Annotated in this window: 13 protein-coding genes; 8 read left to right on the top strand and 5 right to left on the bottom strand. The window is 46.1% G+C overall.

Annotated elements, in window-relative coordinates:
• The first annotated feature begins 77 nt into the window (after positions 1-77).
• Positions 78-1115: an inositol monophosphatase gene (locus tag O3C43_02750; GenBank protein MDA1065403.1), complete on the top strand. Its 1038-nt coding sequence runs from the start codon at positions 78-80 to the stop codon at positions 1113-1115.
• 37 nt (positions 1116-1152) lie between these two features.
• On the opposite strand, the gene O3C43_02745 is transcribed toward O3C43_02750, so the two are convergent.
• Both O3C43_02745 and rodA read right to left on the bottom strand, forming a co-directional pair.
• Positions 1153-2910, bottom strand: a complete 1758-nt coding sequence (locus O3C43_02745; GenBank protein MDA1065402.1) for an Rne/Rng family ribonuclease — start codon at positions 2908-2910, stop codon at positions 1153-1155.
• A 95-nt stretch (positions 2911-3005) separates the two neighbouring features.
• The gene (rodA, locus tag O3C43_02740) at positions 3006-4166 is read right to left on the bottom strand and encodes a rod shape-determining protein RodA (GenBank protein ID MDA1065401.1); all 1161 of its coding nucleotides are present in this window, start codon (positions 4164-4166) and stop codon (positions 3006-3008) included.
• A 318-nt stretch (positions 4167-4484) separates the two neighbouring features.
• On the opposite strand from rodA, the gene rny reads away from it, so the two are divergent.
• The 6 genes from rny to O3C43_02710 all read left to right on the top strand — a co-directional run bounded on the left by rny (position 4485) and on the right by O3C43_02710 (position 13212).
• Complete coding sequence (gene rny / locus O3C43_02735) at positions 4485-6011, top strand: ribonuclease Y (protein ID MDA1065400.1); 1527 nt, start codon at positions 4485-4487, stop codon at positions 6009-6011.
• Between the two features lie 82 nt (positions 6012-6093).
• A complete protein-coding gene (trpS, locus tag O3C43_02730) occupies positions 6094-7098 on the top strand; it encodes a tryptophan--tRNA ligase (protein MDA1065399.1) in 1005 nt (334 codons plus the stop codon).
• Between the two features lie 46 nt (positions 7099-7144).
• Positions 7145-8233, top strand: a complete 1089-nt coding sequence (locus O3C43_02725; protein ID MDA1065398.1) for a response regulator — start codon at positions 7145-7147, stop codon at positions 8231-8233.
• A 120-nt stretch (positions 8234-8353) separates the two neighbouring features.
• A complete protein-coding gene (locus O3C43_02720) occupies positions 8354-9244 on the top strand; it encodes an SPFH domain-containing protein (protein MDA1065397.1) in 891 nt (296 codons plus the stop codon).
• Between the two features lie 190 nt (positions 9245-9434).
• A complete protein-coding gene (locus O3C43_02715) occupies positions 9435-11195 on the top strand; it encodes a DUF1800 domain-containing protein (protein MDA1065396.1) in 1761 nt (586 codons plus the stop codon).
• A 190-nt stretch (positions 11196-11385) separates the two neighbouring features.
• On the top strand, positions 11386-13212 hold the full coding sequence (locus tag O3C43_02710; protein MDA1065395.1) for a DUF1501 domain-containing protein: 1827 nt from the start codon (positions 11386-11388) through the stop codon (positions 13210-13212).
• Between the two features lie 23 nt (positions 13213-13235).
• Here O3C43_02710 and O3C43_02705 read toward each other — a convergent pair whose 3' ends face one another.
• Together O3C43_02705 and O3C43_02700 are read right to left on the bottom strand one after the other, a co-directional pair.
• On the bottom strand, positions 13236-13943 hold the full coding sequence (locus O3C43_02705; GenBank protein MDA1065394.1) for a TerC family protein: 708 nt from the start codon (positions 13941-13943) through the stop codon (positions 13236-13238).
• A gap of 33 nt (positions 13944-13976) precedes the next feature.
• Complete coding sequence (locus O3C43_02700) at positions 13977-14846, bottom strand: NAD(P)-dependent oxidoreductase (protein ID MDA1065393.1); 870 nt, start codon at positions 14844-14846, stop codon at positions 13977-13979.
• Positions 14847-14995: 149 nt separating this feature from the next.
• Between O3C43_02700 and O3C43_02695 the strand changes: the two genes are divergently transcribed.
• Complete coding sequence (locus O3C43_02695) at positions 14996-15919, top strand: TlpA disulfide reductase family protein (GenBank protein MDA1065392.1); 924 nt, start codon at positions 14996-14998, stop codon at positions 15917-15919.
• 142 nt (positions 15920-16061) lie between these two features.
• Here O3C43_02695 and O3C43_02690 read toward each other — a convergent pair whose 3' ends face one another.
• Positions 16062-16736: a type VI secretion system tube protein Hcp gene (locus tag O3C43_02690; protein MDA1065391.1), complete on the bottom strand. Its 675-nt coding sequence runs from the start codon at positions 16734-16736 to the stop codon at positions 16062-16064.
• Between the last annotated feature and the right edge of the window lie 170 nt (positions 16737-16906).

Here is a 16906-nt window from a genome sequence, read left to right as displayed (position 1 = left end):
GATGAGTCATCTCAACCGCAGATTTACGAGATCGATTTCATCACAGTCCTTTGGCCTAAAAATAGTTGAATAATTCAATGACTGAATTCGAAAAAGAGCGGATCCGAGAACTGCTTTGTGAACTAGGTACAGCTGTCAGGGACCATGTTATTTCCCTACGATCGACAGTTGAACCTGAACAGCTAGCTTCAGTGAGTGGTGTTTCTGAGTCAGATACCATTTATTTGATCGATAAGTTCAGCGAGGAATCTCTTCTGGAGTGGTTCTCAAATAATTGGCCGGACGACTTGCCGATCGAGCTGATAGTCGAAGGTCTTGAGGATCAAGCGCCAGTATTGTTTCCCTCAGGTTATGGTTTGGAAGATACTTTGTTTAAAGTCGTAATTGATCCGATTGATGGTACTCGCGAACTCATGTATGACAAACGGTCAGCCTGGGTAATTGCTGGAGTTGCTCCGCAGAAGTTTGGAAGCAATCGTGTTGGTGATATTGAGGTAGCCATGATCACGGAGCTCCCCACGTCTAAACAGCGAATCTCGGATCAGATTAGTGGTTGTAAAGGCTGTGGTAGAAGTGGGTTGGTTTCCTTACGGCTAAACCTGGACAGCGGGGAACAATCTACTTTTTCATTAAACCCATCTTCTGCAAAAACCTTAGAGCACGGTGTGGCCGGGTTCGTGAAGTTTTTTCCTGAGGCAAAAGAATTGATAGCTCGCTTCGAAACGGACCTGTGGAAAGGTCTTGGCTATTATGGGAATTCAAAGTCACCCGTTATTTTTGACGATCAATACATTAGTACTGCTGGGCAAATGTACGAGTTGATAGTCGGACATTATCGTTTTTTTGGGGATATCAGGCCGGAAGCGTTAAGTTCAATTGGCGTTCCTGGATCGCTAACTTGCCACCCTTACGATGTCGGGGCCGGGCTTCTGTTAACTGAGGCGGGTTGCATTTTAGAGTCTCCCTGGGGCGGGGAAGTGGACGCGCCGATCGATACTGTTGCCCCGGTTTCATGGGTTGGATACGCCAATGAAGAATTGGCCAGAATTATCAAACCGGTTCTCAGGCCATTGCTGGAAGAGTATTTTCCTTTATCCAACAAAAAAGGCCTCTGAAAATCAGAAGCCTTTTTTATAAAAGTATAGGAATTGGTTAACGAAATTCTTGATTTGTGATAGCGTTAATCAGTCTGAAGTTTTCCATATGGTACGATACATCTGCGCGGAAAGACAGCTTCACGTCGTAAAGACGTTCGATATCTACCAACAAGGATTCATCTTCGCTACGGAGTCGTTCAAGCACAGTTGGATTGAGCATCACACGAATTGTGAGCCCTGTATCTTCTTGGCCGTTTTCGGAAGTTTTTGGCTTGAAACGCCGTAAGACTGAAGTGATTTGTCGTTGGATTTCCACACTGATGCTTCGAGGTGATTTTACGATTCCTCGTCCGTTGCAGTAAGGACAACCTGTATAGAGCCCAGTACCAATGCTCACCTCCTGCCTCTGGCGTGTCATTTGCATGATGCCGAGTTGAGAAATGGGGAGAATATGGTTTTTGGCCTTATCGTCCTCCATTGCCTTGCGCATCCGGTTGTAGACTGCCTGACGATCCCGTCGGCTTTTCATATCAATAAAGTCGATGATAATAAGACCCCCAATATTTCGGAGTCTAATCTGGCGGGCTACCTCAGATGCGGATTCCAAATTGACCTGAACGATGTAATTCTTGTCCTTACCATCTTTATTGCGATGAGAGCCTGTGTTTACGTCAACTGCGACAAGTGCTTCAGTCTCCTCGATTACAATTTCTCCTCCCGATGGAAGGGGGACGCGGCGCTGAAAAGTCTGCTCTATCTGGCGTTCAATATTAAAGCGTTCGAAGATCGGAATCGAATCTTTAAACAAATGGATTTTGTTCATGGATCGCTTGGAGATCTCCGAAATGGTGTTACGCATTTGCTCCCAATCCTTCTCGTTGTCTATCAACACACGATCAACTTCTTCAGTTAGAAAATCGCGGACAGTTCGTCCGATGATGTCCGGTTCACGGTAAAGGCAGGCAGATCCTTTCTCAGTATCGATCTGATTTTCCATGGTATTCCATGTCTTCAAAAGAATGTGGAGATCCCGAATGAAATAACGTAGTTTTTTCCCCTCGCCTGCAGTTCGTATGATGATGCCCATTCCATCCGGAATGGTCAGGTCTTTGATCACTTTCCTCAGACGAGCCCGCTCCTTATTGTCCTCTATCTTGCGGGAAATACCACATTGATCGTTGAATGGCATGAGCACCAGGTACCGCCCTGGTAAGGCGATATTGGTAGTGGTTCTTGGCCCTTTGGTTCCGATCTGGCCTTTAGTTATTTGGACAACGATGTCGGTACCGATTGGGTAAAGACTTGGAATGTCTCGAAGGTCGATTTTCTTATTTTTCTTATTAGGGTCTTTCGTATTTCGCCGAACAACTTCGATTGTCGAATCGTTGGCAGCTGGAATAATATCCCAGTAATGCAGAAACGCATTTTTGGATTGGCCAATGTCCACGAACGCCGCCTTCAGCCCGGGCTCGAGATTCTGAATTTTCCCTTTGAAAACACTGCCAACCAAACGGTCTTCACCTACGCGTTCGACTTCGAATCGTTCTATTACGCCATCTTCAAGAACAGCCACCCGTGTCTCCAGGGGTTCGGAATTAATGATGACTTCACGGAAGGTTGGATTTTCTTTCTTAATCGCGTTCATGACGCGTTTAAGGAGAGGTCGGGATTTTTTCGCCCGCTTACTTGCCTCCTGCTTTATCTGTTGAGAAGGGAGGGGTTCCGTTTCCGGTTCAACCGGGGGTTCCCTGAGTTTGTCTTCTAATTCGGATTCCGAAATGTTTTGATGATCTTTCGATGTATTTTCGCTCATGATATTTATGGTGCTTGTCGAATGAGGCTGTATTCATTCCTGGCTGTGCTGAGCAAAATATCATATTGTCACTTAATGTATAAATTTTCATAGGGCTAGAAAGCTTTTCTGTGACGGTATACAGATTGAACAATGCCTTGCAGTATGCAGCAGCTCAGGAGGAAAGAGCCTCCATAACTTAAGAAGGGCAGGGGTAATCCTGTAATCGGCATCAGTCCTATGGTCATTCCAATATTTATAAAGATATGAATGGTAAAAATTATTGTCACACCAACGGCGAGAAGCATACCAAAACGGTCTCTCGCTTTACTGGCGATTCTAACACCATTCAATAATAGGATACCTGAGAGGCTGAGAACAGTAATACTGCCTAAAAACCCTTTCTCCTCCGCGAGGACGGAGAAGATAAAATCGTTGTGCGCTACGGAGCGCGGTAAATAACCCAATTTCGCCTGTGTGCCTTCTGTCCATCCTTTGCCTGTTAGGCCACCTGAACCAACTGATATAAGCGATTGGTTCAGGTTCCATCCACTGCCTCTTGGGTCCACCTTGTCCGGCATCAAAAAAGTCAGGATGCGGTTACGTTGGTAGTCCTTCAAGTAGGGAAGGTAAGATTCTTCTTCGTAGGCACCCAGATTGCTAGTCGGGGTGTAATCATTGGATTCTAAAAAACTATAGTAGCGGTAAACATCCCACATGACGATTCCGACTATCATTACACATGCCAATGACACAGTTATGAAAAACTGCATTGATAAATTGGAAATATATAACAGACCGAGTACCATGGGGATAAGAACCAAAGAAGTACCCAAATCGGGTTGTGCCAGAACCAGTGCCATTGGGATTAGCACAACCAAGGCAACTTTTTCCAGAGCGGTCAAGGATTCCTTTATCTTGCCGATTTCCGATCTCGCAAGAATGCTCGAAACACTAACCATGACCGAGATTTTTGCCACTTCTGAGGGCTGGAAATTGAAGAATCCAAGGTCTATCCACCGAGTGGCTCCGTCCCGCTCAAGTCCGAAAAAATAGACAAATGCCAGGAGGCCGAGGGTTAATAGGTACAACCAGTGGCTGTACTTCATGAAGATGTCGTAATCGATGAAAGAAACGATTATATACACAAAGGTTCCAAGGAAGATCCACACAACCTGCATTTTCCACTGTGAGAGTGGGGGGGAGGAATTCAATTGTGCACTATAGATAAAAAACACGCCACCGATCGCCAACAGGAAAATACAGACTGGGCTTATCCAATCCCAGCGCGGGTGATCCTCTCGGTTCAGACCTGTGTTGGATCCTGACCTTGATCGGGTACTGGGATTAAAAATGGACTGGATTATTTCGGATATCAAAAGGATAGGCAGTGGACCCGGTCAGCGATTGATACAGAATGAGTATCACAACCGACGGGCGATTTTATGTAATCTTTGTGTGAAACTCAGATTATTAAGTGTTTTTACCAGTATTACTTAGGGTTTTGGAACCCTAAAATCTACGTTTTAAATTGACCTAAATCGTTGATGGCACAGGTAGTATATTCTTTTTGGACTTGAATTTGAAAATGAATTATGGACCCGAACACGCTATTCTTAGGTGTAATTGGAGTCGCGATAGGAATTTTGGCTGGGTGGATACTAACCGTTCGATATCGATCGAATGCGCGGGTAGAAGCAGCCAACATTGTTGAACTCGCGCGCAAAGAAGCTTCTGTTGATTGCAAACAGCTAATCGCTGAGGCTTCCCTGCAAATCAAGCAAGAACGTCAGGATCTGACGCAGGACATTCAACGCCTTCAGGCCGAGTTGTCTGAGCGAGAACGAATTCTGGCTGCTAAGGAAGCAAATGCGAATGACATAGCTCTCGATCTCGAAAGTCGCTTGGAGGAGTTTTCAGTGCGGGATGCTGATCTCAATAACCGAGGGAAAACTATCCTGGAGACGTCTGCGGCGTATCGAACGAAACTCGAGGAAGTTGCTCAGCTTAATCCTGAAGATATTCGGCGGCGGCTGGAAGATGAGGTTCGCAAAGAGTGCGAGGACGAACTTCGGGATATGCGTCAGCGTTTATTAGCCAAGTCTGATCTGGAAGTTCAGCGTGAGGCACAACGCATCATTCTTACAACGATGCAACGAATCGCCAGCACACCAGATTCCAGCAATGCAGCCTCGACTGTAGTTCTTCCGAACGATGAGATGAAAGGTCGAATTATTGGAAAAGAAGGCAGGAATATAAAAGCATTCGAAGCACTTACAGGTGTTACTCTAATGATCGACGAAGTTCCCGGCAGTGTTCTTATTTCATGTTTCGATCCTGTCAGGCGTGAAGCGGCCCGTGTCGCTCTTGAGCTATTGGTTAAAGATGGTCGGATTCATCCGGCGAGCATAGAAGAGTCTATCCAAAAGGGACAAGATGAGATTGATAACTTGGTTTTCCAATACGGGGAACAGGCCGTACAGAAATTAAACCTTACCGGAATCCCCAATGAAGTACTGAGCCTGCTTGGGAAACTTAAGTACCGTTATTCATTTAATCAAAACACTTTGGACCACTCGATCGAATGCGCATACATTTGTTCCATGTTGGCTTCCGAGTTGGGCTTAGATCCTAACCTCGCAAAAAGAGCCGGGCTATTGCACGATATTGGAAAAGCTGTGGAACACGAATATGAAGGTAGCCACGCCATGATGGCTGCCAAAATATTGCGTAACTATGGCGAAAACGAATCGGTCGCTAATGCTGTTGCAGCCCATCACAAAGAAGTGGAGCCAACTAGTCTGTATGCTCCGCTTCTCATGATCGCTGACTCAGTATCTGCCACCCGTCCTGGCGCGCGCGTTGAATCACTGGATGCTTATGCAAAACGTCTGGTTCGCTTGGAGGCGATAGCGAAAGATATAGAAGGTGTTTCCGAAGTATTTGCCATTCAAGCCGGACGCGAGATTCGCGTTATGGTCGCGCCCGAAAAAGTCCAGGAAAAAGATGCCCGAATGATCGCTCTGAAGATTCGAAACCGCATTGAAGAGGAACTTCAATATCCCAGCACCATCAAGGTGACAGTTATTCGAGAACAACGATTTACAGAGACAGCCACTTAGGCATTGGTGATATCAAAATCCTTACTGGCTTAATGGTTGAACAGAAAATTAAACTCTGCCTTGCTGATTCGCTTTTACTGCTATGAGTGATTCAGATCGAAAAACGGTTTTAACCGCTGCCCAGCCGACAGGTATTCTTACCATAGGAAATTATCTGGGAGCTATCAAACAATGGGGTTCTCTTTTGGATGATCACGACTGCCTGTTTCCTTTGGTGGATATGCACGCGATTACTGTTCCGTATGTTCCCTCTGAATTGAGACTGCGGACACGGTCATTGGTCGCTCAATACATTGCCTGTGGATTGGATCCTGAAAGGTGTACCCTATTTATTCAGTCACATGTTGTGGGCCACGCTGACCTTGCCTGGGTGCTCGGTTGTTTGACTCCTCTCGGCGAGCTCCAGCGAATGACCCAATTTAAAGAAAAAACGGCCAAAGGAGCGCCCGTTAATTCCGGTCTATTGTTTTACCCGGTATTAATGGCAGCAGATATTCTTTTATACAATGCGGACCTTGTGCCAGTGGGCGAAGATCAGAAGCAGCATCTGGAGTTGGCTCGGAATGTTGCCGAGCGTTTCAACCATACCTATTCTGAGACATTTAAAATTCCGGAACCTCAAATAGCCACTACCGGTGCCCGGGTGTTGTCTTTGCAAGATCCAACGCGAAAGATGTCCAAGTCCGACGACAATCAAGGTGCCTACATATTACTTACCGACGATCCTGATCAGATCCGTAAAAAAATTGCGCGCTCCGTCACCGACTCAGGTTCGGAAGTTAAATCGGACCCAGATAAAGGCGGGATCACTAATCTACTTTCAATCATGGCTGGTTTCTCAGGAAAATCTGTCGAAGAACATGAAATGGAGTTTGTCGGAAAAGGCTATGGAGATTTTAAGAAAGCGGTTGGGGAGGTAGTTGTCGAAGGATTGAGACCGATTCGTGAACGTTTCATAGAGGTGGTTGAAGATAAAACCTATCTGGATAGTGTGCTTAAGGCTGGGGCCGAAGTCGCTCAAAAGAAAGCCTACAAAATTTTGTCAAAGGTACAGCGCAAAGTGGGATTCGTTGAACGGTTTCGTTGAGTCAACTTGACCAAAGCAATCAATAATCCAATCACCCCTTCCTGGTATGTCAAAAATCCTGGTCATTGAAGATGAAGCATCTGTCCGGATTCCTTTGGTAGACCTATTAAGGATTGAGGGTTTTGAGGTGATTGAAGCCGCCGACGGTGAAGCGGGTGTAACAATTGCGGAAGAGGAAAAGCCCGATTTGATATTGTGCGATATTGTGCTGCCTGTTAAGGATGGATTCGAGGTGTTGGAAATACTTCGAAACAATGACCGATTGATACTTACACCTTTTATTTTTCTAACCGGTCGAAACGAAAGCGGTGATAGGGAGAGAGGTTTTAGTCTTGGGGCTGACGATTTCGTCGCAACACCTTTTGACGCGGCTGTACTGGTAAAGCGTATTCGTTCACTTCTGGAACGATTCAGAATAATCTCGGAATCCCTCGATCAGGTTCGGATGAACCTTGTAGGCAAAGTGCCGCATGAATTTAAGACTCCCCTGAATGGAATTCTTGGATTTGCAGCGATGATGAAAGAGAATGCTTTGATATTGAATCCTTCGGAGGTTCGGGATTTCAGCGCACTCATTCTACAATCTGGCGAACGGATGCTACAAACGGTGATTAATTATGTGCGCTATCTCGAACTTCAGATCGATTTTAACCGGGAGCAATTATCTGATAAGCAAGCTAGCGCCCGATATAAAATTGAGCCAAAATCATTAAGGCCACTCCTTGAAAAACTATACAGCCGTTATTCCCGAAGGAAGGGAGACATAACTTTGTTTTTGTTACCTGCGACCTTGGCAGTTTCAGATGAAGATTTCTCTTTTATGTTATACCAATTGCTGGATAACGCTTTAAAATTTTCCAGGAGTAATACCCGGATAAATCTGAACACAATTGTTGATGAACCTTTTTACGTCATTGCAATTGAGGACCGGGGTCATGGTATGCGTCGGGAGCAAATTTCTTCTTTGGGTCCTTTTATTCAACTAAACCGGGAAGAACAGGAGCAGCAAGGGCTTGGCCTGGGTCTGTCTATTGTTCAAAAACTTTGTAGTATATACGGTGGAACCCTTTCCATCAACAGTCACCCTGGGGAAGGTACGCGGGTGATTCTGAGACTGCCTATTGCAGAAGAATAGCTCATTCTTTTCAGCCGCCTTTAAATAATCCGCAGATCCGCCTGTTCACTTTTCTACGGCTAAAACGTTGCGCACCGAATGGCATCGCCTACTCTGACTTTTTTTAACCAATAAACTCTTATGAATAATAAAGGCCTATTTTCCATTATCGTTTTCGGTATAATGATAGTTGTTGTCCTTCTTTTTGGATCTCGATTTCTAAAAACGGTTCCTGCGGGGCACGTATCTGTAGCGACCTTGTTTGGCAAGGTGATGCCTAATCCTTTCGAGGAAGGATTGCACATTCCGGTTAATCCGTTGTACCAATGGTATGACTTCGATACGCGGGCGGATACCATCACTGAAACGGCCAGTGTTCCTTCCCAGGATCAACTTCAAACCCAAATGGATGTGAGCGTTAAGTTTCGTATCAATGCGTCCGAGGCACCGCAGACTTTGAAATTATATGGTGATAAGAACCGCCTTATCACTACCCAGCTGATTCCTTCACTGCGTTCAACCTTAAGGGAAGCCGGGAAAACAATTGCCCGGGCGGAGGATTTCTTTTTGGAAGAAACACAGAATCGGCTCCAAGTACAATTACTGAACGATCTTAAGAATAGCTTGGATAAAAAAGGCCTCATCATAGATGAAGTTCTTATCCGAAGTATCACACTTCCTCCTTTCATAATGAAAGCCATTGAGGGTAAAAAGGAGCGGGAGCAGGAAGTCGAGAAGCAGAAAGCCGAACTTGAAAGATACAAAACAGAGATGCAGCAGAAAGTAGAAGAGGCTATCGCCGAGCGCCAGGCTGCTGAACAAGAAGCTGAAAAGGTGAAATTACTTGCTGACGCCCGAGCCTATGAAATTGGGAAGCTGAATGATGCCATCGCAGATAATCAGGCTTATATTCAACTTCAGTCATTGGAGGCACTGAAGAAAATCGCTGAAGATCCTGCAGCCAAAATTTACTTTTTAGATGGCAGCAGTCCCAATCCTATGCCGCTGTTGCATATGGGCGAAAGACAGTAGCTCCAACCATTATTTAAGAGAAAACGGGCCCTGGAAACGGGGTCCTTTTTTTGTATCAGGCTCGAAGAAAGCGAAAATTTTTTTAAAATGCGGGGTTCTTGTAAAAACCGAGTCAAATAAAAACCAAAATTGCAGAAAATTCGGGTTTCGGAAGTGGAGCAGTTGATTCGAGTGCAGAGTTAACCGCGATATGAACACTTCCAGGATACAAGAGTCATCTACCCTTTCACGAAGGGATTTTGTTAATTTAGCAACCAAGGCGTCTGCCACGGTAGTCACCGGAACTTCCGGTAGTTCAACTGCTATAATTACGCCGATGCGAAACAGTCGGAAGTCGTATGAGGATGTAGGCACCTTAGCGGCGAAGCAGGCAGCAACTGCTTCTGGAACACCAAACATAGAAGAGTATCGCACTCACGCAACGAGCCTTCCGAAGTTGAGCATCATTGCGCTTACGCGATGTGGCTTTGGCACAACTCCTGAAGAGATCGAAGAATTCGAGAATTTGGGCGTGACGGATGAAGAGCGTCTCTCCAACTGGTTGGATAAACAACTCAATCCAGATAGTATTGCCGATGCGGATTGTGACGCGAGAATTCAAGCTGCAGGATTTACGACACCAGGGAAATCGTTGCGGCAAGCATGGACGGACCATGGACGAAGCGGAGACTCGAGTGTTCGGAGACGCCCGGTTGAGGAGCTGGAACGCTTAAATTTTTTGCGCGCTGCTCATAGTAAGAAGCAGCTTTTCGAAGTCCTGGTAGATTTCTGGCACAATCATTTCAATGTCTATGGATGGGCCACCTATATCGAAGCGGTGTTCATGAATTGGGACGAGCAGGTTATTCGCAAACATGCCTTGGGAAACTTCCGCGAATTTCTTGAAGACATGACCAAACACACGGCCATGTTGTATTACCTCGACAACTATACTAACACCTCAGCGGGTTTTAATGAAAATTTCGCCCGTGAGTTTTTCGAACTGCACTCTATGGGTGCGGAAAATTATTATGGAGTAATCCCAAGGGATGATGTTCCTACCTACACCGACGGAACTCCCAGAGGATATGTTGATGCCGATGTGTATGATGCTGCAGAATGTTTCACCGGGTGGACGGTTAATGATAGCGGTGATTTTGGAAACTACGGCGATTTCATGTATCGCAACGATCGACATAGCCAGGGTGAAAAAAGAATTTTGCAAACTGTAATTCCCGCCTTTGGTGGTGAGTCCGATGGTTACAAAGTCATGGATCTGGTTGCCAATCACCCGGGGACTGCCCGGTACATTTCCAGAAAACTTTGCCGGAGACTCATTATGGACAATCCCCCTGAAAGTTTGGTCAGCCAGATAGCGGATGTGTTCATCGCAAAGAAGGATGAACCGGATCAATTGAAACAGGTGGTTCGTGCGGTAATAATGTCTGACGAATTCCGAAACGCCTTTGGTGATAAAATCAAACGACCTTACGAAATGGCTGTTAGTGCCTTTCGTGCGACAAATGCTCAATGGCCGTTTTCAATGGAGATCAGCGATACCACCCGTATGCTCGACTACTTGCAGTCGGCTGGTCAGGGGCTGTTCAGACATCCTACACCGGATGGGTTTTCAGACAATAAGGAAAGTTGGTTGAGTACGAATCCTATCATGAGCATCTGGCGTTTTATGATCAATGCGGTTGAAGATTCGCATGAAGAGGTCAGGCACATTCGGATCGAAGAAGCAACTCCTTCCCATATTCGTACTTCAGCAGAAATTGTAGACTATTGGACTAATCGAATCCTGGCTCGGGCACTGCCGGAAGGAGAGCGAGAGGGGATCATTGATTTTATGGCCAACGGGCGAAGTCCTGCTATGGATACGCTTTGGGATTCCAATTCGGATGCAGCACGACGTCTTCGATACACAGTAGCTTTGATACTGCTGTCCCCCACAAACTTTCTTCGCTAACCTTTAACAACACACTTCCATGCACACCTCCAGACGTAGATTTATGCAAGGCTGTTGCTCTGCAATAGCTGCAATGAGTGGTTCCAAAATTTCCGGGACCATGTTCGATCAAGCTTGACCCCTTGTTAATCAAGCCGATGGCTCTTCAAGCACTGGTGAAATTCTTGTGGTCCTTTATCTTAGAGGGGGAATGGATGGACTCAATTTCATTCCTCCTGTCGATGGAGACAATCGGGGGTTTTACGAAGGGTTTCGTCCCACCTTACAAATTCCGACGACCGGTACAAATGCTGCATTGGCTTTGAATGGAGAATTTGGCATGCATCCTCGGGCAACTGCTCTTCACCAAGTTTTTCAGAATGGAAATCTTGCCATTGTGAATGCCGTAGGAAATGCAGGATCCAGAAGTCACTTTGATGCCCAGGCTTATATGGAACTTGGAACGCCGTTTGTTAAGACAACCAAATCCGGATGGTTGGCTCGTACCCTGGGTACCCAACCCGACCTTCCGCCTGATGTGCTGTTGCCAGTTCTTGCGGCGGGAGCTTCTGCTCCGACATCTTTGTTTGGTGAGCAATCCACTTTAAATATGTCCAATGGCAGTAGCATTGGTTTCTCCAATGCAGATTGGAGAGTAAGGGATGACCTTCGCAAAGCAGTTCGCGACCTTTACTCGGACGGCTTCAGCTTGGTGAAAGATGCGGGACTTCAAGCCCTCAATGCTTCGGATATTATTGAAACCTTTGGGAGTACGAGTTATACCCCTGCCAATGGAGCGGCGTATCCAAACTCAGGTTTGGGACGGGACATGCGAACAATTGCCAGCATGATCAAGCTTGATTTGGGTTTGCGCGTTGCCACGGTTGACTATGGGGGTTGGGACACGCACGATACTCAGGATTATGCGCCAAATAACGGAAATTACTCCAACAAGATTGGTGAACTGAGTGATTCTCTGGCTGCGTTCTATAAAGACCTGGATGGAAGCGAGGCCAATGCCTTGTCCAAACGTACCACTGTCCTTGTCATGAGTGAATTTGGCCGCCGTGTTCGTGAAAACGCGGATCGAGGAACTGACCATGGCACTGGTAATATATTTATGGTAATGGGTGGATCCGTTAAAGGTGGAGTACACGGAACTTTTCCAGGATTGCAGAACGATCAATTGTTTATGCAAACCGATCTAAGGCCAACTACCGACTATCGCACCATTCTCAGTGAGGTAATCATTCGTCGCATGGCCAATCCAAATATTGGAAACATTTTTCCAGGCCTTGAAGAATACGCGCCTTTGAATTTGGTGGAAGGAATCGACCTCACTCCGCAATATGGTCCCGGTCAACCAGAAGCCCCGGTGGTATCCGAAGTGCTTGCTTTTGGGAATGGCACCATGCAGGTAACCTGGAATGAAATAGATTTCGCAAAAGGTTACCGTGTCGATATGCGGACGGATCCCGAAGGTGATTGGGAAACGGTACAAATTTTTGGTGATATTTCTCAGACGACTTACATTGCAACCGATTTGATTCCTGCAGGTTTCTACGAATTTAGAGTCCATGCGTTCAATGATGCAGGTAACTCCGAATACTCTAATAATTCAGCCGCATTTAATCGAAGTGCTTTGGAAAATTGGCGTTATACTCACTATGGGCGAATCGACGATGCCGGGGATGCTGCGGATGATTTGGATATCAACGAAAATGGAGTAACTAACTTAATGGCATTTGCTCTTAACTTGGATCCGTTGGATAACAACGTTCCAAGGGCCGGTGACTCAAATCCCGGATTGCCTGTATCCAGGATCGAAGAGGGCACGGCAAAATATCGTTTTTTGAAGCCCGGTGGTCGCGAGAACATTGATTACAAAGTTGAGCTTTCAACCAATCTTATAACTTGGTTTACGGTACCTGTTTCCATGGTAGGCGAAACTGGGATCTACGAGCGGATGGAAGCCTCTGCTCCACAGGATCTGCATCCTTGCTTTTTTAGATTGGTTGTAGAGCGCAACGACGTTTAGCCGGGGTGGTTACAGATCAATTGTTAAATGCTTTTTCTTTTTTTTCGATTTGCGATGTAACGCATTTGCAACAGTTCTATGCCCAATGCAAAACCCATTGGAAGGTAGATATATCCCTTTTGTACATGCTGGTGCATGCCTTCCAGGAAAATCGTGACACCAATCGTTACGAGGAAGGCTAGTGCGAGGATTTTGAGTGCTGGGTTTCTCAATATGAAATCTCCTACCTGCTTCGCGAATATCAATATGACCGCAAAGGAAGCAACCACAGCGGTTATGATAACCCACAGTTCATTTGTTAGACCTACTGCGGTGAGAACCGAGTCGACAGAGAATACGATATCCAGAAACACTATCTGAATGATTGCTGCATTAAACTGCGATGAAACACTCTTTCCACCTATGTGATGTCCCTCCTCCTTTAATTCAACAGTTTGATGAATCTCAGAGACCGCTTTGTATAAGAGGAAGAGTCCGCCGACCAATAAAATGATGTCTCGAACGGAGAACGTGGCGATCAACGGTGTTGTCATGGATGCCAAAGTAACTATCACCCAAAGCAGAACTAAGCGCGCGACCATTGCTAGAACCAATCCAAACATCCGAGCCTTCTGCTGAACCTCCTTCGGCAGCCGACTTACCATTATGGATATGACCAGAATGTTATCAATTCCGAGTACCAGCTCAAGACCGATTAAGAGTGCAAGAGTTGCGATGGAATCTCCTGTCATAGAATTAAGATTAAAAGGATGCCCGGCTTTTTATTAACTTAAGTAGAGCTTTAACAGCGACTGCGTGCCATCGTCCTCACCACCCTGTGCGGCGAGTTTATCGTAAAGAGTTTTGGCCAGTTTTAGCCCTGGTAGTTCCAGGCCCATTTCGTCTGCGGATTCTATAGCGATTTTCATATCTTTAATGAAATGTTTAACATAAAACCCTGGAGCAAAATCACCTTTCAGTGCTCTTGGTGAAAGGTTGCTCAAAGACCAACTTCCTGCGGCTCCTGTTTCTATGCTTTTGAGTACGTTAAACGGATCCAATCCTGATTTCTTCGCGTAAGCCATCGCTTCTGTAATTCCCAGCATGCCCGCTGCGATGGCAATTTGGTTACACATTTTAGTAAGCTGGCCTGCACTTGCTTCGCCCTGGCGTTGAATGTTCTTACCGATGATTTCGAAAATAGGTAATGCACGGTTGAAATCATCCTGGGAGCCCCCGACCATAATTGAAAGTCTGGCTTCTCTCGCGCCCAAATCTCCACCCGATACCGGTGCATCCAAAGAACCGATACCTTTCCCTTCGGCCGCTGCGGCTATTTTTTTTGCCAATGACGGGCTTGAAGTGGTCATATCGATTAACAAGGAGCCAGCCCCCGCGTTAGCCAAGATTCCACCTTCAGCTAAGTAAACTTCTTCTACATCTTTTGGAAAACCTACTATGGTTATAATAATATCGGCACCTTTGGCTGCTTCTCCTGGCGTATTGCACCAAGTCGCCCCTGAGGAAACCAGATCATCCGCTTTGGATTTTGTGCGATTGTAGACTTGGATCGGATATCCAGCATTCAAAAGGTGACCGGCCATGCTTCGGCCCATTACGCCGGTTCCTATAAATGAAATGGTTTCTTTGCTCATATAAATATTATTGGAAGTTCGAGGGAGAGCGGCATTTAAGTTTCTCAACTTTTGCGATGCCAGCCTTTTATTGACTTTCCTGCATAATCCTTTGATTTAAGCGGGAACAATCCGCGACTTCGTGTCTCACAGTTTCGAACACCCTAATTATGAAACAATATTTTTTATCATTCTTGCTGCTTTCTCCCCTTTGCCTTTTTGCCCAAGAGCAGCCGATTTTAACCACGGCGCAAGCGATCGACGCGTTAAGAGCTGCTTCAGTGGATCAGGAATCCGATTTTGATTCTGCATACTCTGCAGCGCAAAAAGCCGGAGTTGAAGATGCGACTTTGCTGGAGAGTAAAGTGTTAAATTTACTTGGTGGCGGTGACCTTGAGGCTGTCCTGGAATTGATTCCATCGATGGAATCTAAAGCTGAATCGTTCTCTATAGGTTCTGGCGGATTCTTTTCAAGTCGTGCTCAGGTATACGGTTTGATTGAAAACCTTAAAGCGCTTAAAGCCCGAGACGAAGGAGATTGGAAGGCTTTTGAGAATCACGTTAAAGAAGGCTTCTGGAAAAGTCCTGAAATTAGTAACATGTTCGGTATGTCGAGACTGGTTACGGAAAGGCATGAAAGTCAGGCCCAACAGGAAGCCATGGCGGATCTCCGTCTACCATTGGATCTCGCGATCCAATCAACGGATGGATCGACTACGACTTTGGGCGAAATGGTTGCGGGCCAGAAGGCCGTGTTACTCGACTTTTGGGCTAGTTGGTGCGGCCCCTGCATCGCCTTGATGCCGGCACTTAAACACAAAGCGGAAGTGTTACCTGGCCAAGGAGTGTTTGTCGCAGGAATGAATACCGATAGATCTGATCAAGTTAGGCTGGCCAGGGAAGTCCAGGAGAAACATGGTATGGATATGCCCTGGTTGATCGAGCCTGAAGCGAGTCCGTATTCCTCAGCACTCATGATCAATTCTATTCCCCGAATGATACTGGTAGGCCCTGAAGGGAATGTCCTTTTTAATGGGCATCCTATGGATCCACAATTATCTGTTACGTTGGCTTCGCTCGGCGTAAGGCTTTAATATCAATTTCGTTAAACCAAAAAGACCGAAGAGGATAATCTCTTCGGTCTTTTCAATAAAAGATTAATGCGGTTTTAAAGCTATTTGGTTCTGTTGGCTTTTTCCTTTTTCCGGCTCTCGTCGGGCTTGCCTCACCCAGAATCTACTCCTTTGACTGTGGATTCCAGCCTCGTACTTGAACTTTATCATAGTTCAATGTCACGGTTTCGCTTTGACCATTACTACTGATCGCTGCAACGGTTGCGTTTTGTAAAACCATGGTTTCGGTTTTGCCGTTTTCAACCTGTTGAAGGGTTACATTTCCTATGGAATTTCCTGATGCCAGCGCCTTTGCCAGGATGGGAGTCGCTTTGTCGATGGGTTTGGAGATGTTGAGTGGTTTATGCTGGCGTTTGCCAGTTGCCATTCCTGAAGCGGCGTCTCTTTTTCCGGTCGCCTGACCTGAAGCAGCATCCCGCCTGCCGGTAGCCTGACCTGAAGCAGCATCACGTCTTCCGGTAGCTTGTCCTGAAGCGGCGTCTCTTCGTCCGGTAGCCAGACCTGAAGCCGCATCGCGTCTTCCCGTAGCCTGCCCTGAAGCCGCTTCTCCTTTTCCTGAATTGCTCGAGCTGAGACCTTGAGAAAAAGACTGCAAGTCTGACCATCCGTTGTGCTCGCCGCTGCCAGTTGATAGAGAGGTCAGATTTATCCAACCTTTATGATCCTTGTCTCTGGATTCTCCATCAACACCGTCAAATTTTATGTAGATCGCACCGTTTGCCAAAAGTGGAGCAATGATTAGGAGGGGTATGAGCAGGGATATTCTATTTAATTTCATGGTTGTGGTGGTTTAATTGGGATTTGGGAGAGAATTGTTGAGACACTGCAAATCAGGCGGCAGTTCCGCTTTGAAGTAATTACAGAGTCCATAACACATTAAGCTAGACCCTGTTCGAAAAGCCGCTGGTTGTCCGTAAAATGCGCATGATAAAGTTTTGGAAAACCAGT

The sequence above is a fragment of the Verrucomicrobiota bacterium genome (assembly GCA_027622555.1).
Lineage (GTDB): Bacteria > Verrucomicrobiota > Verrucomicrobiia > Opitutales > UBA2995 > UBA2995.
This window is presented reverse-complemented; position numbering and strand designations above follow the sequence as displayed.

Coding starts and splice junctions, on each gene's coding strand:
- O3C43_02690 (MDA1065391.1), bottom strand. CDS start 16,736: ATGAAATTAAATAGAATATCCCTGCTCATACCCCTCCTAATCATTGCT.
- O3C43_02725 (MDA1065398.1), top strand. CDS start 7,145: ATGTCAAAAATCCTGGTCATTGAAGATGAAGCATCTGTCCGGATTCCT.
- O3C43_02710 (MDA1065395.1), top strand. CDS start 11,386: ATGGATGGACTCAATTTCATTCCTCCTGTCGATGGAGACAATCGGGGG.
- trpS (MDA1065399.1), top strand. CDS start 6,094: ATGAGTGATTCAGATCGAAAAACGGTTTTAACCGCTGCCCAGCCGACA.
- O3C43_02715 (MDA1065396.1), top strand. CDS start 9,435: ATGAACACTTCCAGGATACAAGAGTCATCTACCCTTTCACGAAGGGAT.
- O3C43_02750 (MDA1065403.1), top strand. CDS start 78: ATGACTGAATTCGAAAAAGAGCGGATCCGAGAACTGCTTTGTGAACTA.
- O3C43_02695 (MDA1065392.1), top strand. CDS start 14,996: ATGAAACAATATTTTTTATCATTCTTGCTGCTTTCTCCCCTTTGCCTT.
- O3C43_02700 (MDA1065393.1), bottom strand. CDS start 14,846: ATGAGCAAAGAAACCATTTCATTTATAGGAACCGGCGTAATGGGCCGA.
- O3C43_02705 (MDA1065394.1), bottom strand. CDS start 13,943: ATGACAGGAGATTCCATCGCAACTCTTGCACTCTTAATCGGTCTTGAG.
- rny (MDA1065400.1), top strand. CDS start 4,485: ATGGACCCGAACACGCTATTCTTAGGTGTAATTGGAGTCGCGATAGGA.
- O3C43_02745 (MDA1065402.1), bottom strand. CDS start 2,910: ATGAGCGAAAATACATCGAAAGATCATCAAAACATTTCGGAATCCGAA.
- O3C43_02720 (MDA1065397.1), top strand. CDS start 8,354: ATGAATAATAAAGGCCTATTTTCCATTATCGTTTTCGGTATAATGATA.